Origin of the sequence: Sphingomonas sp. 10B4 (genome assembly GCF_035019905.1) — a bacterium.
Lineage (GTDB): Bacteria > Pseudomonadota > Alphaproteobacteria > Sphingomonadales > Sphingomonadaceae > Sphingomonas > Sphingomonas glacialis.
The window spans coordinates 1-18,961 of the sequence record NZ_JASJVC010000067.1 but is presented as its reverse complement, the minus strand read 5'-3'; the positions used below and the strand labels follow the sequence as shown (position 1 = coordinate 18,961).

Annotated in this window: 14 protein-coding genes and 2 pseudogenes; 7 read left to right on the top strand and 9 right to left on the bottom strand. The window is 62.5% G+C overall.

Annotated elements, in window-relative coordinates; genetic code table 11:
- Positions 1 to 186 precede the first annotated feature (186 nt).
- The gene (locus QN347_RS15605; RefSeq protein ID WP_322164331.1) at positions 187 to 435 is read right to left on the bottom strand and encodes a hypothetical protein; all 249 of its coding nucleotides are present in this window, start codon (positions 433 to 435) and stop codon (positions 187 to 189) included.
- On the opposite strand from QN347_RS15605, the gene QN347_RS15600 reads away from it, so the two are divergent.
- Positions 380 to 2,482 carry an AsmA family protein gene (locus tag QN347_RS15600; protein ID WP_416194538.1) on the top strand — a complete coding sequence of 701 codons (2,103 nt, stop codon included), beginning with the start codon at positions 380 to 382 and terminating at the stop codon, positions 2,480 to 2,482. The genes QN347_RS15605 and QN347_RS15600 overlap by 56 nt on opposite strands.
- 409 nt (positions 2,483 to 2,891) lie before the next feature.
- Entirely contained in the window at positions 2,892 to 5,036 is a 2,145-nt protein-coding gene (locus QN347_RS15595) for a discoidin domain-containing protein (RefSeq protein WP_322164304.1), read from the top strand.
- A gap of 66 nt (positions 5,037 to 5,102) precedes the next feature.
- On the opposite strand, the gene QN347_RS15590 is transcribed toward QN347_RS15595, so the two are convergent.
- Together QN347_RS15590 and QN347_RS15585 are read right to left on the bottom strand one after the other, a co-directional pair.
- A complete protein-coding gene (locus QN347_RS15590; protein WP_322164303.1) occupies positions 5,103 to 5,441 on the bottom strand; it encodes a hypothetical protein in 339 nt (112 codons plus the stop codon).
- Between the two features lies 1 nt (position 5,442).
- Complete coding sequence (locus tag QN347_RS15585) at positions 5,443 to 5,619, bottom strand: DUF6118 family protein (RefSeq protein ID WP_322164302.1); 177 nt, start codon at positions 5,617 to 5,619, stop codon at positions 5,443 to 5,445.
- 106 nt (positions 5,620 to 5,725) lie between these two features.
- Here QN347_RS15585 and QN347_RS15580 point away from each other — a divergent pair, with 106 nt between their 5' ends.
- Positions 5,726 to 6,922 carry an IS256 family transposase gene (locus QN347_RS15580; protein WP_322164301.1) on the top strand — a complete coding sequence of 399 codons (1,197 nt, stop codon included), beginning with the start codon at positions 5,726 to 5,728 and terminating at the stop codon, positions 6,920 to 6,922.
- A gap of 132 nt (positions 6,923 to 7,054) precedes the next feature.
- On the opposite strand, the gene QN347_RS15575 is transcribed toward QN347_RS15580, so the two are convergent.
- The gene (locus QN347_RS15575; RefSeq protein WP_322164300.1) at positions 7,055 to 7,438 is read right to left on the bottom strand and encodes a hypothetical protein; all 384 of its coding nucleotides are present in this window, start codon (positions 7,436 to 7,438) and stop codon (positions 7,055 to 7,057) included.
- Between the two features lie 217 nt (positions 7,439 to 7,655).
- Here QN347_RS15575 and QN347_RS15570 point away from each other — a divergent pair, with 217 nt between their 5' ends.
- Positions 7,656 to 11,768 carry an autotransporter outer membrane beta-barrel domain-containing protein gene (locus tag QN347_RS15570; protein WP_323494137.1) on the top strand — a complete coding sequence of 1,371 codons (4,113 nt, stop codon included), beginning with the start codon at positions 7,656 to 7,658 and terminating at the stop codon, positions 11,766 to 11,768.
- Positions 11,769 to 12,012: 244 nt separating this feature from the next.
- Here the strand turns inward: QN347_RS15570 and QN347_RS15565 are convergent.
- The 4 genes and pseudogenes from QN347_RS15565 to traA all read right to left on the bottom strand — a co-directional run.
- Positions 12,013 to 12,216, bottom strand: a pseudogene (locus tag QN347_RS15565) (IS3 family transposase); the annotation flags it as partial.
- A gap of 213 nt (positions 12,217 to 12,429) precedes the next feature.
- A pseudogene (locus QN347_RS15560) lies at positions 12,430 to 13,128 on the bottom strand (DUF6118 family protein).
- 316 nt (positions 13,129 to 13,444) lie between these two features.
- Positions 13,445 to 14,158, bottom strand: coding sequence for a DUF6118 family protein (locus QN347_RS15555; protein ID WP_322164327.1), 714 nt, complete (start codon positions 14,156 to 14,158; stop codon positions 13,445 to 13,447).
- Positions 14,159 to 14,167: 9 nt separating this feature from the next.
- Positions 14,168 to 17,218, bottom strand: a complete 3,051-nt coding sequence (traA, locus tag QN347_RS15550) for a Ti-type conjugative transfer relaxase TraA (RefSeq protein WP_322164326.1) — start codon at positions 17,216 to 17,218, stop codon at positions 14,168 to 14,170.
- A gap of 173 nt (positions 17,219 to 17,391) precedes the next feature.
- Here traA and QN347_RS15545 point away from each other — a divergent pair, with 173 nt between their 5' ends.
- The 3 genes from QN347_RS15545 to QN347_RS15535 are packed head-to-tail and all read left to right on the top strand — an operon-like array spanning position 17,392 to position 18,390.
- Complete coding sequence (locus QN347_RS15545) at positions 17,392 to 17,721, top strand: conjugal transfer protein TraD (RefSeq protein WP_322164325.1); 330 nt, start codon at positions 17,392 to 17,394, stop codon at positions 17,719 to 17,721.
- A gap of 13 nt (positions 17,722 to 17,734) precedes the next feature.
- Positions 17,735 to 17,950, top strand: coding sequence for a conjugal transfer protein TraD (locus QN347_RS15540; protein ID WP_322164324.1), 216 nt, complete (start codon positions 17,735 to 17,737; stop codon positions 17,948 to 17,950).
- Positions 17,947 to 18,390, top strand: coding sequence for a GNAT family N-acetyltransferase (locus QN347_RS15535; protein WP_322164323.1), 444 nt, complete (start codon positions 17,947 to 17,949; stop codon positions 18,388 to 18,390). The genes QN347_RS15540 and QN347_RS15535 overlap by 4 nt, the downstream gene beginning before the upstream one ends.
- Positions 18,391 to 18,719: 329 nt before the next feature.
- Here the strand turns inward: QN347_RS15535 and QN347_RS15530 are convergent.
- Positions 18,720 to 18,961: hypothetical protein (locus QN347_RS15530; RefSeq protein ID WP_323494136.1), on the bottom strand; the 242-nt coding region annotated here is incomplete at its 5' end.

Sequence of the window (18,961 nt, the reverse complement as noted above, 5' to 3'; positions counted from 1 at the left end):
GGCCATGATCATGGTCGCCATGGGCGGACTCATGCTACGCAGAAACGCCCATCCGTGATTTTCCAAACGGACTCTCAGCAGCCATTAGCAGGCTGCCGAAAAAGGGCTTGGCTATCGCGCCGTGAGGTGATTCATCGTTCCGGGACGTGATGAACGAGGCTATGGATGCGCGGGACGGACGAACGATCAGGCAAGCTGTTCTCCTACGTCGATCTGGAACAGCGGGTACCGGCGCGCCATGACCGCGTCTTTATGTTGGTGTTTTCCAAAGTCACCTGTTGCGAAGCAGATATGTGGATAAGCGTCGAACAGCCCGGTGACCATTTTATCTAAAACAGGCGACTCGCCACTTTCCCGGGCCCATGCGATTAAGGGGAGCATGGATGCAGCGCCTATTAACGAGCCGGCCCCGCCGGTTTTTCCAACAAAGCCCATGTCAAAACCTCGGCGATGGCAGATAGCTCGCCGAACATTGGGCGGAATCCTGCTCGCGATTTTTGCGGTGTGGCTGGTGCTATTCGTTAGCAAAGGCCGCTTCCTGAAGCACCCGTTCGAGCGGGTCGTGGGCAGCTTGACGAACCGCCAGGTTAGCGTTTCGGGGGATTTCCAGCTCTTTTTTGATCCGATCAAGATCAAATTCTACGCCGAGGGCATCCGTATCGCGAACCCCGCCTGGGCGACCAAGCCCACGCTGTTCGCTGCCGATCGGGTCGATACGCGTATCTCGCCCTGGTCGTTGATCTTCGGCAAGCGACGGCTCTATTGGTTGGCCCTGACCAACGGCGCTCTGGATCTGGAATGGAACGCCGCGCACACCACCAATAGCTGGACGTTCAGCGACAAGAAGGGCGGCAAGCCGGTCGATTTTCCGCTGATAGACCGCGCGACCGTTACCGGCACCACGGTGCACTATCTCGATTCGCGGCTGAAGCTGCTCACGGATCTGAAGATCGACGACATCCAGTCTGCCGATGCGAAAATCGGCCATGCGGTTGGATTGACTGGCAAAGGGATTGTGCGATCGACACCGTTTACGCTCAGCGCCCAACTGCTTTCCCCCGACGCGACGGTGACACGCGGTCAGAATAAGTTCACGCTGTCTGCCTATGCCGCGCACAACCGGATCGACGTAGCGGGCACGCTGCCCACGATAGCGGATATCGAGAATGTGCCGCTTCAGGTACGCGCGACCGGGCGAAACTTGGCGGAACTGCTCCGCATTATCGGCGTCGCAATTCCACAGACGCGGACCTACCAGCTCCATGCGCAGCTAGTTCAGTCCGGGGCCGATTATCGCCTCACCCGCATGGCCGGCACATTCGGCAACAGCGACCTATCGGGCAAGTTCACCGTGTCTGATATCCAACCCCGCATCCATGTCGCCGCCGAGCTATCGACCCACACGCTCGACATCGTCGATGTAGCCCCGTTCATCGGGTACAATCCCGACATCGTCGCGACGCGAGGCGCAAAGGCTGCGGCTGCAGCAACCGGCGCAGCGCCCGAGCGTATCCTGCCCGATGCAGCCATTCCGGTTGATCAGCTCGGTAATTTTGACGCCAACGTTCACTGGAACGTTGGTGTCGTGCGATCAAAGAACGTGCCCCTGTCGCACATCAGCTTGACCCTGGCTTTGAGGGATCGCGAACTGCAGATCTCGCCGCTGAATTTCGCCATGTCGCGTGGCAACGTCGCGGCGGACGTAATGATCGATGCGCAGCAGCGGCCGGCGCGCAACTTTTACGATATTCGTCTTGCACCGACGCCGATGGGCAGGCTGCTAGCTGGGTTCGGCGTGGCTGAATCAGGCACCACGGGCACAATCCATGGCCGCATTCAGCTCATTGGGATTGGCGACTCTCTCCATCAGGCACTGTCGACGTCTAGCGGTCGCATCGCTTTCATTATGCCCGCCGGCACCTTAACCACCAAAAACGTTGTCTTGTCAGAACTAAATCTTGGCGGATTTGTTCAAAAGCTTTTCGAGAACAAGTTAAAAGCGCCAATATCTGTAAATTGCGGCTTGCTGGGATTTACGGTGCGTAATGGCGAAGCAGCTGCCGACCCAATCCTTATAGACACGATGAAAAATATCGTGACGGGAACAGGCGAATTTAATTTTGGATCTGAAGCCGTAGATCTTGCCTTTTTGTCTAAAAGCAAGCGGCTGAGCCTTTTTTCTGCGCAGTCACCCATTGGGCTTCAAGGTCACTTTGCCAATCCGAAAATAAACCTACTAAGCCCGCAATTGGCCGCACGTGCGGGTACCGCCATTGGCCTAGCCCTCGTGGCAACACCACCCGCCGCAATTCTAGCATTTGTCGATATAGGAAACGCGAAGGCTGCGGCATGTGGACCCGTCCTGTCGGGCGCGTCTGCTTCAGCCCAAAGAAATGTCCAGGGCAAAACGCTCAACAATGTCGGTAACGGGAAACCATCCACCACTGTCGATAGGAAAAAGAAATTTCTAGGTCTTTTTTAAAGACAGAATAGTGAGATCCGCAGGCTAATATCACCGGTGTTATCGCCACGATTGCTGGCAACTGGCCTACCGCGCAACAGAGCGAAACAAAGCCGTCGAACTGGCTGTTCTTGATGTCCTGCACTGACCTCGCTCGGCGATGATGTCTGCGTGAAACGCTGCAATGAGGAGCACGTCTCTTCGAAGTGTGCGAGCAGAATTGGGCCGCGTATTGCTTCGCCTGGCGTGCCTGTCGCCATTGATGAGGTGCGGCGGTGTAATCTTTCCTGCGCTGCCGGTCGCCTTGCTCGGTCACGCGCCGCCAGCCCATGAACGCCGGCATCGGGCGTGCGGCCCGAGCGTCCGCAATAGCCCGCACCACCCTCAATTAGCGCTTCTGCATCGCAGCAGTGGCCCCTAGGGAGCGGCGATGATTTCGTCTCTGCCGCGCGCAGCAATAATTTCGCTCGCCTCCGCCCTTGTTCTATTCCTTAGCATCGCCCCACCGACTGCCGCCGCCCACCGCGCGGCGAGCAACCGTATCACGGTTGAAGGCGCCAATGCCCAGCCACTTGCTGTATTTGACGCCGACGAGGCACTCGGCGCGTCGATCGATGGCGGCGCCAAGGACGAGGCAGCCGCAGTGTTCCGGAACGCCAATCTCGCAGCGATGCGCAAGTCGCGCTTTCCACGCCTTGCCTACCGGCTGCGTACCGAGCTTGCGAACGAGGCGTGGCATTGGTCGTCCGAAGGCCAATGGAGTGACCCTGCACACAACGAAGGATACTGGACCGGGAATTCGAGCGCCGACACCAAGGGGTTGGTGACCTTCGGCTACAAGCTGCCGCGCCGCGGAAATACGATCGACCAGGCCAATAATGACGGCTATTCGCGCCTTGATGACGGGGATTCTTCCACGTTCTGGAAGAGCAATCCGTATCTCGACCAACACTTCTCGAAGGAGATACCCGGGCGACCGCAATGGGTCGTGGTGGACCTTCCAAAGCACATGCCGATCGATGCGATCACGATTGCCTGGAAGCAGCCGTTCGCGCGCCGCTACGCGGTTCAATATTGGGTTGGCGCCGATGAGTATGAGGGGCGCTGGCACGATTTCCCACAAGGCGTGGTCTGCGATGGGCGCGGCGGCACGGTCACGCTCAAGCTCGCGCAAGCGGCAATCTCGACCAAATTCGTCCGCGTCCTTCTGCAGCAATCGTCTAGCATCAGTGATGCCGCAGGAAGCGACATTCGCGATCGCTTGGGCTTCGCGATCGGTGAAATCTATCTGGGGACAATGAACGCGGGCGGCAGCATCATCGACGTCATCCATCATGGGACGGACCGCACCCACCAGACAATCCTGCACGTCTCCTCGACCGACCCGTGGCACCGCGCTATCGATCGCGACGCAGAGACCGAGCAGCCATCTTTTGAAGCCTTAATGAAGGCGGAGATAATACAAAGGACGCCGATCATGGTTCCGGCTGGCCTTGCCTACGACACACCGGACAATGCTCTGGCCGAGCTATACTATCTGCAAAACCATCATATCCCCTTCGACCGTGTCGAGCTTGGCGAAGAACCCGATGGCCAGATGATTTCGGCACCCGATTATAGCGCGCTCTATCTGGAATTCGCGCGTCATCTGCATGCAAGCTTCCCGAAGATCACGATCGGTGGTCCCAGCCTACAAGACGGCATCGCCGATACCTGGCTCGACCCCGACCCTGACGAGAGCTGGACAAGCCAGTTTGTCCGCTATCTCACAGACCATCATGGGCTCGATCAGCTAGGCTTCTTCTCGTTCGAGCTGTTCCCCTTCGACAACCTTTGCGGATCGATCCCTGATAAACTGCTCGGACGGGACCTGGTAATGGACACGCTTTTCAAGCGCCTTAAAAAGGACGGTGTCCCGCGATCGATACCGTGGGTGATTACCGAATACGGCTTCTCGGCCTTCGCCGGGCGCGCGATGGTCGAGATGCCAAGCGCGTTGCTCGACGCAGACATGATCGCTGACTTCCTCGGCCGTGGCGGCTCCGCTGCCTATCTTTACGGCTATCCGCCTGACCAATTGCTCGACGGAGATCAAAATTGCTCGGGCCGGGGCAATATGATGCTGTGGGAGATGAACGATGTCGGCCAAGCGCGCTGGGCTATGCCGGCGTTCTACACCATGCGGATGATGAAGACGGATTGGGCTGGCCCTGGCCGGAACATGCTCTATCGGGCAACCACCATACTTCATGATGATCGTGGTCGAGCTTTGATTGCGGCCTATCCCATTCTGAGGTCGGACGGTCAGTGGTCATTGCTCATCATCAACCGAAGCTCAACCGCGGTGACAACGCGCGTTGCTTTCAAGAGCGCCCTACCTGGTCGAGGTGGGCCGCTGCACATCATGCAATATTCTTCCAAGCAATATCTCTGGAACGCTCGCGAGGGCCATCCGAGCCTGGATCGGCCGCCTGAGGAGACGAGAGCAAAAGGCTGGGACACACCAATCCCCCTGCCGCCTTTATCGCTGACCGTCGTTACGGGCGCTGGACCAGTTACTACAATGTCGAAATAATTTGCCTTTGAGGATGTGACGCAGATCAAGCAGCCGCGCTTTTATTTATCGAAAACCACCATATCCTCACACCTCCGGTGCGGCGTAGAGGCGACGCACCGCCGTCTCGATCGCCGGCCAGCGCCTCAGCGAATAACGCGGGTCGTTCATCCAATTGGGCTGGAGGAGATTGCCCGACTGAAGCGCCATCTGCCAGGCGACCAGAACTTTCGGCACCCACACATCGAATTGCACAGGAATGAGCGCCACCCATCCATGCTCGTCCGGTTCGCTCCATTTGACGTGCCCGCGCAGCCAGTCGCCTTGCTCGGTATCGGGGGGCGGCGCTGTTCGCCCCGCGTCGCGTAATGCCTCGGAGACCAAGGCCAGGACCGCATCACGATCGCCTTCGGGTATGTCCGCCATGTCAGTCCTCCGCCTTTACCTGGATCGCGCAGCGCACCGCCTTCTTCGCCTTGCTTGCCTGCTTGCGGCAAGCGTCCAGCGCATCGCGGTTGGCGATCGTCAACCGGTTGCCCGACAGCACGCCGGCGAACGCCTCTGGCGACGCGGCGCGCATCAGCTGCTGACCGCCTTCCCACATCGGGTAGTGTAACGGGGCGTGGTGTAGGAAGCTGCCACGAATGAGGTGGCCATCGCCGATCTTCAGTTAGGGTTCGGATGCGAACTCGAACCTGGAGAAGACGACGATGACCGATGCCAAGATGGCCCTGCTCGAGCTAGTCGAGCAAGAGGCGGATGCGGATCTGGTGCGCGAGATGTTGGCGTTTGCCGCAGAGCGCATGATGGACATGGAGATTGAGGCGAAGACGGGCGCGCCTGCAGGCACCCGCTCAGCCGATCGCCTGAACCACCGCAATGGCTACCGCGAGCGCGACTGGGACCCGCGTGCCGGGCGGATCGAGCTGGCGATCCCCAAACTGAGGAAGGGCAGTTACTTCCCGAGCTTCCTGGAGCCGCGTCGTACTGCGGAGAAGGCTTTGGTGGCGGTGATCCAGGAGGCGTACATCCAAGGGATCTCGACGCGCTCGGTCGACAACCTGGTGAAGGCGATGGGCGGGACCGGCGTCTCGAAGAGCCAGGTCAGCCGGCTGATCATCGAGATCGACGAGCGGGTGAACGCCTTCCTCAACCGCCCGATTGAAGGCGAATGGCCTTATCTGTGGATCGACGCCACGTACCTGAAGGAGCGCGAGGGCGGCCGGATCGTCTCGACCGCGGTGATAGTGGCGGTCGGCGTCAACACGCTCGGGAAGCGCGAAGTCCTCGGCGTCGCGAGCGGTCCGTCCGAGGCGGAAACCTTCTGGAAGAGCTTCCTGCGCTCGCTCGCCGATCGGGGACTGCGCGGGGTGAAGCTCGTCATTTCCGACGATCACAAAGGGCTGCGCAGCGCCGCAGGCAAGGTATTTCATGCGACGCAGCAACGCTGTCGGGTGCATTGGATGCGCAATGCGCTGGCCCATGTCGGCCCCAAGCAGCGTCCCGCCGTCGTCGCCATGCTAAAGACGATCTTCGCCCAAGAGAGCGCCGAAGCCGCTCACGAGCAGTGGCGTCACGTCGCCGACGCGTTGCGCGAGCGATACGAGAAGCTCGCCATCATGATGGATGGCTCGCGCGAGGAGGTACTCGCCTACATGGCGTTCCCCAAGGAGCACTGGGCGCAGATCTCGTCCACCAACCCGCTCGAGCGCGTCAACAAAGAGATCAAGCGCAGGGCCGATGTCATCGGCATCTTCCCCAACACCGCCGCGGTCATCCGCCTCGTCGGCGCGCTCATGCTTGAGCAGAACGATGAGTGGTCGGTATCGCGGCGTTACATGACGCTGGAAACGATCGGCGCGTTGAGCGATAACCCACGCATCAGCCTGCCGGCACTGGCAGCCTGATCATCCTTGGCCTAACCGAGAATCGGTGTTCCTACACCACTCCAAGGGGCACTACCCGATTGCGCTAGAAACCGAACAAAGCTAGTGACAGGACTAGAATGGTTGGTTCAAGATCATAACCATCTGAACTGATTAATAATAATAATGTAGGGGATGAGTGATGACGAGCACGAAAATACGCCTGACGCTGCTCAGCAGCGTTTCCACCGCAGCGATGGCGTTATTCGTGCCGACCAGCGCCCAAGCGCAGGCCACGACCTGTTCTAAGGCGGGTACCACGATCACTTGTGTTGATGGCGCGTCCACGGTTTTGACTGCCACCACCACCTCATCCGCCGCCGTCGTTCCCGGGGCCGGCCTCAGGACCACGTCCGCCGCGGGCCCGTTGGTCACGACATATACGGCCACCGGGCCTGTGACGACGACCGCAGCCCCGGCGGTTCGGCTCAGCTCCACCGGGGGAGCCCTCAGCTTCACGCCTTCGGGCACGAGCGCGCCGTTTAATATCAGCACCATCGGGGGTACTAATGCCACCGGCCTCACGCTAACGGCCCCGGGTCAGGCGACAACGGTTACCGTCGGCAACGTCGCGACAAGCGGCGCGACCTCCGCGGGTGTTCGGTTCGCGGGCGGTAACCTCGCGCTGAGGACTGGCAACATCACGGCGACGGGTGTGGGGTCGCAGGGTGCGGTGATCACGGCGACGGGCCCGGTCAATCTAACGGTTGGCACGGTGGCGACCACCGGCAATGGTCTGACGGTCAATGCGGGCGCGAATCCAGTGACGCTCTCGACGGGGGCGGTGACGGCGACGCAGGCCGGGGCGCATGGCACGGCGATCACCTCGACCGGGGCGGTCAACTTCACCGGCGGCACGCAGTCCGCCAATGGCGCGAACGCGCTGCGGATCACCGGCGGTGCTGGGGCGATCAACGCCACGGTGAACGGCGCTGCGACGACCGGCACCGGCACGGCCGTGGCCATCACCGGCAGCGGTCCGGTGACCTTCGCCAATACCGGATCGATCAGCACGACCGGGGCGGATTCGCGCGGGGTGAGCATCACCACCACCGGTAACGGGACGGTGACGACCAACACGGGGTCGATCACTACGACGGGCGCCGGCTCGACCGGTCTGTTCGTCCGCGCCGGCACGGGCGCGATCGATGCCGGGTACGGCAACATCACGACCTCAGGCGTGAGGAACGCCGCCGTCAACTCCGCCAGCGCGATCGACCTCGTCACCACCGGGGCGATCAACCTGCGCGGCACGGGCGCGACGCTGCGGACCAACGGAGCCGGCGCCACCGCCGCGGTCGTGACCGGCTCCAGCGTGACGGGCAACCTCGGCAATGTGACGACCACCGCCATCACGGCGACGGGTGTGGGGTCGCAGGGTGCGGTGATCACGGCGACGGGCCCGGTCAATCTAACGGTTGGCACGGTGGCGACCACCGGCAATGGTCTGACGGTCAATGCGGGCGCGAATCCAGTGACGCTCTCGACGGGGGCGGTGACGGCGACGCAGGCCGGGGCGCATGGCACGGCGATCACCTCGACCGGGGCGGTCAACTTCACCGGCGGCACGCAGACCGCCAATGGCGCGAACGCGCTGCGGATCACTGGCGGTGCTGGGGCGATCAACGCCACGGTGAACGGCGCTGCGACGACCGGCACCGGCACGGCCGTGGCCATCACCGGCAGCGGTCCGGTGACCTTCGCCAATACCGGATCGATCAGCACGACCGGGGCGGATTCGCGCGGGGTGAGCATCACCACCACCGGTAACGGGACGGTGACGACCAACACGGGGTCGATCACTACGACGGGCGCCGGCTCGACCGGTCTGTTCGTCCGCGCCGGCACGGGCGCGATCGATGCCGGGTACGGCAACATCACGACCTCAGGCGTGAGGAACGCCGCCGTCAACTCCGCCAGCGCGATAGACCTCGTCACTACCGGGGCGATCAACCTGCGCGGCACGGGCGCGACGCTGCGGACCAACGGAGCCGGCGCCACCGCCGCGGTCGTGACCGGCTCCAGCGTGACGGGCAACCTCGGCAATGTCGTCACGACCGGGACCGGTGCGCAGGGCGCGACGATTAACGCCGCCAACGCCGTCAATCTAACCGCCGGCACCTTAACGACGACGGGTGCCGGCGCGACAGGGCTTAATGTGACAAGCGGCGGTCCCTCGATGCTGGCGGTGACGAGTGTCACCACCGCCGGGGGCGACGGTGTGCTCGTCCAGTCGGTGGGCGACAGCAGCACGACTGTCGCTACGATGACGATCACGGGCAACAACACGCGCGGGGTCAATGCTCAGTCGGCGGCGGGCAATGTGTCGCTGGGGGTTACCAACGGTAGCGCCATAGGGACCGGCTCGACCCTGGTTAGAGCCCAGAGTGGCACCGGCAACGTCACCGCAAGCTCGACCGGAACCCTGTCGGCGTCCGGCGCGGGTTCGCGCGTCGTCGATCTCAATGCGGGTGGCAATTTGACCGGAACGTTCACGAACGTGACGGCTGCCGGCGCGGGCAGCTCGGCGATCGTCGCGCGGTCGGGCAAGGCGCAGACACTGACCCTGACGGGTACGATCTCGGATACTGGAACGGGCACCGGCCTGGCGGCGGTTGACGCCTTGGCCGGCGGCGCACTGACCGTCACCAACAACGGTGCGATCACCACGACGGGCGATGCGATTAATGGCATCACCGCACGTTCCACCGGCGGTAGCGTGACCGTCAACGGCACCGGAACGGTCACCACATCCGGCACGGGCGCGGTTGGCATTTCCGCAAGCACTGGCTCGACCGGAGGCATTGTGTCGGTCACCCAGGGTGCTGTTCGCACCACTGGGGCGAATGCCGCCGGCATATTGGCCGCCAGCACCGGCCCAACGAACCTGACACTTGGTTCGGGATCAACAACCGGCATCGGCTCGCGCGTCATCGACGCGACGGGCGGCACCGTCAACGTGACCACCATGGGTACGATCACCTCAAGTGGTGCGGCGAACGGACCGGCGCAGGAAGCGATCTTCGCCAACGCCATCAATGGTGCGGCTTTCCTCAACGTCGGCAACATTGCCGCAACGGGCGCGGGCGTCAGGGCAATCACGGCGAACGCGACCACGACGGTGGGGCTGACGATTGTCAGCGGTGCGACCGTTACGTCCAACGGTAACACGATCGTCCTCACTTCCGGCAACGGCTCGATCTTGACCAATATCGGCACGATCACTGCGGGCAATGGCAATGCCCTCACGATCAGCGGCGGCGCGGCGACGGTCAACAACTTGGGAACGATCATTGGCCCCGTGGTGCTGACCGCCGGCAACGACGTCTTCACCAATTCGGGAACCGTCACCTTCGGGACGGGGTCGAGCTTTGGTGCCGGCAACGATACCCTCAACAACAGCGGTACGGTCCTGGTCGGCTCGGCGCTGGACTTCGGGGCAGGCGCGGATGCGGTCAACAACAGCGGCACGTTCGCGCTGGTGAACCGGATGGCCCCGCTGGCGTCCATGCTGACCGGGCTTGAGGCATTCAACAACTCGGGCACCGTCACGCTTCAGAACGGCATCGTGGGTGACACGCTGACGATCCCTGGCACCTTTACCGGATCGGGATCGAGCAGTGTTATGCTCGATGTCGATCCCAGCGGCGCGGGGACGGCGGATCGCCTGATCATCGGCGGAGCCGCGACCGGCTCGACGGTGCTGGGGGTCAACTTCGTCAACAACACGGCGGTATTGCAGCCGGGCATCACGCTGGTGTCGGCGGGTGCCGGCACGAGCTCGACGGCCTTCTCGCTGTCACCGGCTCAGACGACGCGGGGATTGATTACCTACGGGCTGGCGTTCAACGGTGCCAACAACAGCTTCAACCTCGCCGGCGCGCCGAGCGCAACCGCGATCCGGCTCTTGAAGGCCCCGGAAGGGGCAGAGACCCTGTGGAACGATTCCGCGGATGCCGTGTCGGCGCAACTCGCCTCGCAGCGCGATGCGACCTGGGCAGGCGCACCGGCCAATGGCGGGCGGCTTTGGTTGCAGACCTTCGGCCATGTAGCGACGCGGAAACAGACGCGGACGGACACGGTCTATGGCATCACGCAGACGGTTGGGTCGAATTACCAGCAGGACGCGTTCGGCGCTCAAGCTGGCCTCGGCTTCTTGAGCAGCGGGGCGTTGGCAGCCGGCATCACTGGTGGCTATGCCAATTCGGTGCTGAAGTTCCCTGGCTTCGACCAGAAGATTACGTACGACGCATTTAATGCCGGTCTCTATGCTGGGTATAATTTAGGAGGACTCTTCCTCAACGCGCTCGGCAAGTACGACTTTTACCGGGTTCATATGAACTCCGTCAGCGCGGGTCTCAATACCCGGAGCAACGGTCGAAGCTATGGTGTGAAGGGCGAGGCCGGGTTCCGGTTCGGTGCAACGGGTTTCTATGCCGAGCCCAACGTCAGCATTGCGTTTGTCCGGACTGAGCTCGACGGGATCCGCCCCCTCGGCGTCGCCATCGACTTCGACCACATGACTGGCACACGCGGTTCCGCGGGGCTGCGCCTGGGTAACGCCTTACCGATCGGCGGGGACAGCATCGCGTCCTTCTATGTCGCGGGTGATTACGTGCACGAGTTCCAAGGAACCCAAGGCCTTGTCTTCTCGTCCGGCAGCAACGCGGTCCCTTACCGGAATGTGCCGCTCCAGGATTTCGGTCGGGGCAAACTCGGTGTGACGATCAAATCGGGCGCCGTTACCGGGTTTATTGAGGGCGACGGCATAGTCAGCAAGAACTACACTGGTGGTGGAGGTCGAGCCGGCCTGCGGGTCGCGTTCTAACTGGTCACAACGAGCCCGCTCGCCGACGCGACCGAGCTCGTTGCGGGTCTCGTGCCGGCCGAACGAGTGTGGGCCGCCGCCTTGAGAGGTTCCGACGAACTCATAGGCACCATTGGACTGACACCCGAGAAAGGCACGGACACGGCTGACTGGGCTTTTGCTATCCCCCTCTCGCTGGGGACGGGGGGGGGGCAATACCGAGGCGGCAATAGCCGTCGTATACTTCGGGTTTAAGGTGGTTGGCCTAGGTGTTTAGTCCCGGCATATAATGGATCGGATTGACGATGAACCGGTCTGGCTCTGCCGCCCAGATCTTGACGATATATTCGTAGGGTGTGAGGCCGCTGAGCGTCTTGAGGCGCCGGGCGAAGTTATAGGCCCCCATGAAGTCGGCGAGGTGTACCCGTAGCTGTTCATGGCTCTCATAGTGGAAGCGCTTGACGGTGCTTGGAGCCCTATTGAAAAAACGCGCCGTATCTCGAAGCTGGATTGGGAAGAAATCTTACGCGAGAACGGAAGCGTTGGCTATCATCGGCAACGACGTAGCGCTTTTTGCATCTTTGCAAGAGTACCCTCCGTCTGCGTATCCCCCACAGCGGCTGATTGAACGACGCTACGGCTCCGGCGGCATCGCAATCGTGTTAGCCGGCTTATCCTCGCCTTACTCCTCTGCCTTTACCTGGATCTCGCAGCGCACCGCCTTCTCAGCCTTTGTTGCCTGTTTGCGGCAGGCGTCCAGCGCATTGCGGTTGGCGATCTTCAGCCGGTTACCCGACAGCACGCCAGCGAACGCTTCGGGCGATCCAGCGCGCATCAGGTGCTGACCGCCTTCCCACATCGGCATGCGCAACGTGCGCGCCGCCATCCATTCGGGCCATAGCCAGCTTGCCGGCATGGAGCGCACGATCGGACCGGGGAGGACCGCTCACAGCAATGCACCCACCAACAGCGCGATCAGACCAACGTCCCGACCGACATGCTGAACCTGCCGGCGTTGTTCATCCGCCAGGAAGTGCGAATCCAGCTGACGGCCCATCTTCGTTGCCACCTCCTCAATCACCTGCCGGGCAGCGGCGATTACGCGGCGGTCCTCACTCCGCCCCGCGGTACCGACTTCGATGATCTGGCGATTGATTTCTGCAGGCGTCAGCGCGAGCGCCGGGCTGTTCACCAGTGCGTCGATCCGCTGCGCGACCGCGGTGAGATTATGCGAAATGACGCCCAGCGTCTCCGAATAGTCCGGTCCCTCTGGCAGCTCGGTGCGCTCGGCCATGAGGCGTTCGATCGCACTGCGCATCAGCGTCACCTCGGCGCGAAGGTCCTCGAACGCTCGTGCTGCCTCGTCTTCGCCGTCCGCCATTCGCCTTCTCTCCCTATCGGCCCCCGTACATTATTGGGACATGGATTCACGGTTAGACGCAAGCGTCTGATTTACATCGTCTACTTTCAGAAACCCTCGGTTCTGTAGGTAATCACGACGGTGACAGGAATGTGCGGCTTTCGGCCTTTCATAAACCGATTGCCCTGAAAATCCGTACGGCAACCGGTCTACGAAAGCCTACCGGAATCTGTGTCCCCATAATGTACAGGAGCCGGATGGGGGCGGCGTGGTCCGGGTCTCGGCGTCGAGCATCCGGCCGATCAGGGCCGCCAGCGTGTCGCGCGTCATACCGACGTTACTGTCCATCCTGCTCCCCCTTTCCTACCTCGATCGTGCAGCGGACCACCTTGCTCGCCTTGGCCGCCTGCATGCGGCACGCCTCCAGCGGCTCCCGGTTCGCCGTTACCAGCCGATTGCCCGCCAACACGCCGGCGAAGGCCTGCGGATCGCCGGCCCGCATCAGGCGCTGCCCGCCCTCCCACATCGGCATGCGGAGCGAGCGCGCCGCCATCCGCTCAGGCCATAACCAACTCGACGGCATCAGCCGTACAATCGGCCCCGCCACGATCGCGTAGAGCAACAACCCTAGTACCAAGCCGCCGAGACCGGTCCACACCAGCGAGCGGTTCTGCTCGTCGCCGCGCCGCGCCGACCCCAGCCGGTCGGACAGGCTGCCCGCGACGTTACGGAGCATAGTATCCGTCGTCCCGATCTGGTGACGCAGTTCGCGCACGGCGTCGGTGACGGCGGCGTTTAAACGCTGTCCCATCTCCTCGGGCGTGAGCATCATCGCCGGCCTCTTGCTCATCGCGGCGATCTGGCGGACCAATGCCGCCAGCACCTTCTCGGTGCGTGCAAGCGTCGGTTCATAATCAGGCGTGTCGGCCGACTCCCGCGCGGCGGTCAGCCCCTCGATAGCGGCGCGTAGCAGCGACACCTCACGGCCGAGCTGGACGAACGCCAGCGCCGCCTGATCGTCGCCACCATCATACTCATGCCCGTCGTCCATACATACCCCTTATCGACTCATGCCCAAGTCACGGTCGCGGTTCAGATCGCGCGACAACTCGCGACCGATGTCCCGGTCCTGACGCTCGCTGATCCCAAGCCCCAGCTCACGCGATCGGCTGCGCAGGAGCGATTCCACCTGGGGATCGCGTTCGAGGCCTTTCGCCATGTCAGCCATTTCCTGCCCCGCCTTGTCGCGGCCCGCTGCATAGCCGGCGCGCTCGAAGTCCGCGTGCTGGCCCTGAAGCTCCTGCCAGCGTTCCACGAACCGATCGGCGCGTAAGCGCGGATCGGTCCGCACGCGGGCTTCCTGGGCCATCGCCGCGATCATCGGGCCGCTGCGCCCCGCAGCTGCTTCGCGCAGCAGGGCCGGATTGCGCGTCTTTGCTTCGTGCATATCATCCGACGCACCGGGACGGAGCTGCTCCAGCGCCTCGATCGCGCGCTGGAGCGTCACCTTCTGGTGCTCGAGCACGATCCCACTCGAGGTCTTTGTCTGTAACACCGCCTCGGCCGCGCGAGAGGTCCGCTCGACTGTACGCACAAACGCGGGGTCCTGGCCGTGATCATACGCCTTCACCGGCGCCGGCCTCGCCGACGTCGTATCGAGCTTCAACCCGTCGAACATACCCCGCCGGGGCGCTCGCACCTGCTCACCCTGGCCCTGCTCCGCTGCCGACGCCGGGCGTTCGGATACGGGCCGGCTCGTGCTTTCGAATACGCTGTCGCGACGCTCTGCTTCCGGCGCCTTGGGCCGGAAACCGGCGAACATGCTCTTCGCCTTCGTCTCGACCGTCCGCACGATCTCGCGCACCCGCTCTGGCAACCGGATCTCGCGTCTGTCCGCAAAAGCACGAGCCGCGGCATCCGGCTCGACCGCATAGTCGGCCGCCATATCCTTGGCCCGGTCGCGCGACAGCACCGCCGCGAGCTTCGCGTCGGACGCGAAATCGTCGCGTCCGTAGTGGAGCTGCACCCCGTCGCGATGCCGCGACAGCGCAACGTACGCCGCGTGCCGGTCCATTCCTGGTGTCGCCAGCACGTGCGTTCGATCGACCGTCACGCCCTGCGATTTATGAATGGTGGCGGCATAGCCGTGATCGACCGCGGCATAGTCCTTCACGTCGAACCCGACCTGGCGCCCGTCATCGAGCCGCACACCCATCCGGTCGGCCGATACCTGCTCGACCGTACCGAGCGTGCCGTTCTTCACCCCCAGCTCGCGCTCGTTGCGCAGGAACATGATCCTGTCGCCTGATGCAAACTGGCGTGTCCCGCGATCTGCCTGCACCGCCACATCCTGCCCGAGATCGCCCGACGCCCGCAGTCGCTCTCGTGCCTCCCCGTTGAGCAACTGTACCTCGGTATTGGTATGCGTGAGGATGATCCGGCTCTTGTCCGGCTCCGCCTGGCGCTGCCGGTCCCATTTGCCGACCAGCACCGCCCGCGCCTGGCTGCGCGTGTCGGCGCTGCGCACCATGTCATGGTCGCGGTAGGCCTGGAGCGCGTCCGAAGTACGGCCCGTGGCAAGCCAGCGTGTCGCATCGCGCTGCCATACCGCCCGCTGCCGGCGGATCTCGGTGATCTCGGCCGCCCCGTGCCGCTCGGAAAGCGCACGAAAGGCTGCCCCCGCCTCGATTGCCTGCAACTGCTCGGGATCGCCCACCAGCACGACCTTCGCGCCGGCCCGGTCAGCGGCAGACAGCAGCCGCTCCATTTGCCGCGTGCCGATCATGCCCGCCTCGTCGACCACCAGCACATCGCGCGGCCCCAGCTGCTCGCGGTCACGTCCCCACGCATGCTCCAGGCTGGCGATGGTGCGCGAAGTGATGCCCGACCCGGCCTCAAGGTTCTCGGCCGCGATCCCCGACAACGCCGCGCCCCGCACCGTGTAACCGGCTTGTTCCCATTCGTCGCGAGCAACGCGCAACATGGCCGATTTTCCGGTGCCGGCATACCCTACGATGATCGCAAGATCACGATTATGGCCTATATGGTGGAGGGCAGCCTGTTGGTCGCCCCCAAGCACCAGGCCGTCACTCCTGGCGACGCCCCCCTTTCCCCATGGCGTCGCCAGGAGACCATGTCCTGCCCTCCCGGCGAGCCGGTCGGCCGATCGCTCCAGCCGCGCCTCGATCGCGATCATATCACGGCTCGTGAACCGCTCGTCGCCGCGTCCGTCCTTGCCCAGCGCCACCAGCTCTGGCGACGCCTTCGTCGCCGCCATTACCCGGTCATACTGCTCCTTGCCGTCCGAGTGCCGGAACGCGAACATTGCCAAGTCACGATTGGTGAACGTCGCCTGCATCCGCGTAATCGCGTCCAGCGCAACATTCGGATCGGCGATAATCTTCTCGCCGTTCTCGCGCGCAATGCGAACGTGATCCGCGATCCGCTCGGCCCCCAGTCCCTGCTCGGGCCGACGGGACGCAGCCGGCCCGATCTTGTGCTGCGGCTCCAGCGCGATGCCCTGTTCGGCATAGGAGCGATGATCGATCCGCGCATCGATCCCCAGCTCCGTCAGTCGTTCATTGACGTGCGCACCCCACGCTTCCCGCCAGTGCTGCAACAGTGCGCGGTCGTTCCACGGCACGACCTTTTTGCCGAACCCTTCCGGGCCTATCTCGCGCATAGTCAACATGACATGTGCGTGCGGTTTCGGACTGCCGTCTTCCGCTTTGTCCCAATGCACGTTGAGGTCCGCAATCATCCCGCGATCGACGAATTCGCGTTTAACGAAATCGCACGCCAGCGAAACGCCCTGATCGCGGGTCATCTCGCGGGGAATCGAGAACTCGATCTCACGGGCTAGCTGGGCGTCTTTGCGCTTCTCGCCAGCTTCCACCGCATTCCAGAGCGTTATGCGGTCTGCCAGATGCTTCGGCGCAGCTTCCGGTAACATGACTTCCGAGTGCGTGACGCCGGTCTTATTCGAGAAATCGTGATGTCGCTCAAGCCGTTCGTCGAACAGCTCAGATGCCGAGCGGTATGCGGCTGCCGCAACAGCGCTGGAGCCGGATGAACGGCCGATCACTTTTGCGGAGAAATGATAGATCGCCATGACGAGCGTGCTTCTACCCTTCTTAGCGCAGATCGGCAACGATCTATAAGCGCGCACTCACAATCTGCTTCGCTCCTCGTGATTGACTGAATGCGATTAGCACTCGCGCCAGGCTTTACTCGTTTATCCGATGTGGTAGGATAATGCCGATCGGGACACAGAAGGCGAGAGCAATGCGAAAGGTGCGCGATTACGACGCCGAGTTGAAGGCGCTAAACGACAAGGCCCGATCGCTCAAGGCAAAGCGGGTCGAACAGCTAGGTCAGCTCGTCGCAGCAACAGGTGCCGATGCGCTCGATGCAGAAACCATTGCCGGTGTACTACTTGACGCAATCGGATCAAAGGATGCGAGCGCGAAGGAGGCGTGGCGATTGAAGGGCGCTGCTTTCTTTCAGCGACGCGGGCGCAAAGGTGGCAGCGACACTGCGGTCAACGGATCGGGCGTTCAAACTGAACCGGGCGGCAACACTCCGGGCGGATGCGGCGAAACGGCGAACGAATAGCGCGGACTGGATCGTGCAACGCCGCGAACGAACACGTCGCCTGATCGAACTCGGCGGCCTCGTCCAAAAAGCCGGCTTGGTTGAACTGACTGACGACGATCGCGCTACCCTCTACGGTGCGCTGCTCGATCTTGCTGGACGCGTGCGCGGCGATGATGCCAGTGACGTATTGGCGCTATGGAAGCGGCGCGGCAAACGCGCGTTCGATGCAGAGGAACAATTGCCGTGATCCGCCCTGCCCTGCTAACCGATCTGCCCGCGATCAACACGTTCGATATCTTCGCGGGCAGCCGTCTCCTCGAGATCGTCGATAACCACATGCTGGTGGCAGAGATCGATGGCGAGGTCGTCGGCTACGCGGCCTGGGTGCCCCGGGGCTTCGTCGGACACGATTACATTACGTACTTAGGCGTCGCCCCCTCGCACCAGCGCCGCGGCATCGGTAGCACGCTCCTACAAGCAGTTGAGGCCACGATCGGCTCAGACCGTGTGTTCGTCTCCACTCAGGAAGACAATCACACCATGCTCGCTTTTCTGCCCGTCGAAGGCTGGGTCGATGCGGGTGCGGTTGCCGGAGCACACAAGGGCGATCGGGCAGAAGTGTTCTTCTACAAGGATCGCACGAGCGAACGTGCCGCAAACACGCTCAACTCCGATGCCCTGCCATAACGCCGTCACGGTTGTTGCCTATCAAGCGATCAGGAGAACCGACGATGCGCTCGATAAATCCTCTGTTCGATGATGCCGTGATCGACTGCATGGCAAGCGACCGACCGCCGACCGTTCAGGAGCTGTTCCATGTAGCTGAGCGTATCTGGGCAGAAGGCGCAGCCGACCGATCGGCGTTTCGCTGGGGCTGCCTTGCGCCGACTGACCCCGCCAAATTGTTGTCGCTGCGTGCCGCTCAGGCAGCGCTCCTGGGGTCATAATGGGCGCCATTGATCCCAGAAAGCACCAACGTTTTGGGTAGGCCCTGCCGCTTGCTGCGCTCACCGCGCTTAGTCGATCGTGATAACAATGCGGTCGATTAGGTTGCGTCCACGCGTACTGACAGGATGGGTGAGAAACACATCGTAGCCATCACCCTCATTGTCCTCGATCTGCCCCACAATATCCTGAAATGCGTCCAAATCGTCATCGCTATCGCCAATGGGCTGGAATATCGCCCCGCCTGCAGTTCCTTTGACTCGGGGCAGTCCGTGATTCATCCTGTTTATGAAACGTGAGGAACTCGAGGGGC

What these genes read in the sequence shown, in the direction of transcription:
- QN347_RS15600 (WP_416194538.1), top strand. Translation starts at nt 380, where the DNA reads ATGGATGCAGCGCCTATTAACGAGCCGGCCCCGCCGGTTTTTCCAACA.
- QN347_RS15605 (WP_322164331.1), bottom strand. Translation starts at nt 435, where the DNA reads ATGGGCTTTGTTGGAAAAACCGGCGGGGCCGGCTCGTTAATAGGCGCT.
- QN347_RS15595 (WP_322164304.1), top strand. Translation starts at nt 2,892, where the DNA reads ATGATTTCGTCTCTGCCGCGCGCAGCAATAATTTCGCTCGCCTCCGCC.
- QN347_RS15590 (WP_322164303.1), bottom strand. Translation starts at nt 5,441, where the DNA reads ATGGCGGACATACCCGAAGGCGATCGTGATGCGGTCCTGGCCTTGGTC.
- QN347_RS15585 (WP_322164302.1), bottom strand. Translation starts at nt 5,619, where the DNA reads ATGTGGGAAGGCGGTCAGCAGCTGATGCGCGCCGCGTCGCCAGAGGCG.
- QN347_RS15580 (WP_322164301.1), top strand. Translation starts at nt 5,726, where the DNA reads ATGACCGATGCCAAGATGGCCCTGCTCGAGCTAGTCGAGCAAGAGGCG.
- QN347_RS15575 (WP_322164300.1), bottom strand. Translation starts at nt 7,438, where the DNA reads ATGGTGCTGATATTAAACGGCGCGCTCGTGCCCGAAGGCGTGAAGCTG.
- QN347_RS15555 (WP_322164327.1), bottom strand. Translation starts at nt 14,158, where the DNA reads ATGGACGACGGGCATGAGTATGATGGTGGCGACGATCAGGCGGCGCTG.
- traA (WP_322164326.1), bottom strand. Translation starts at nt 17,218, where the DNA reads ATGGCGATCTATCATTTCTCCGCAAAAGTGATCGGCCGTTCATCCGGC.
- QN347_RS15545 (WP_322164325.1), top strand. Translation starts at nt 17,392, where the DNA reads ATGCGAAAGGTGCGCGATTACGACGCCGAGTTGAAGGCGCTAAACGAC.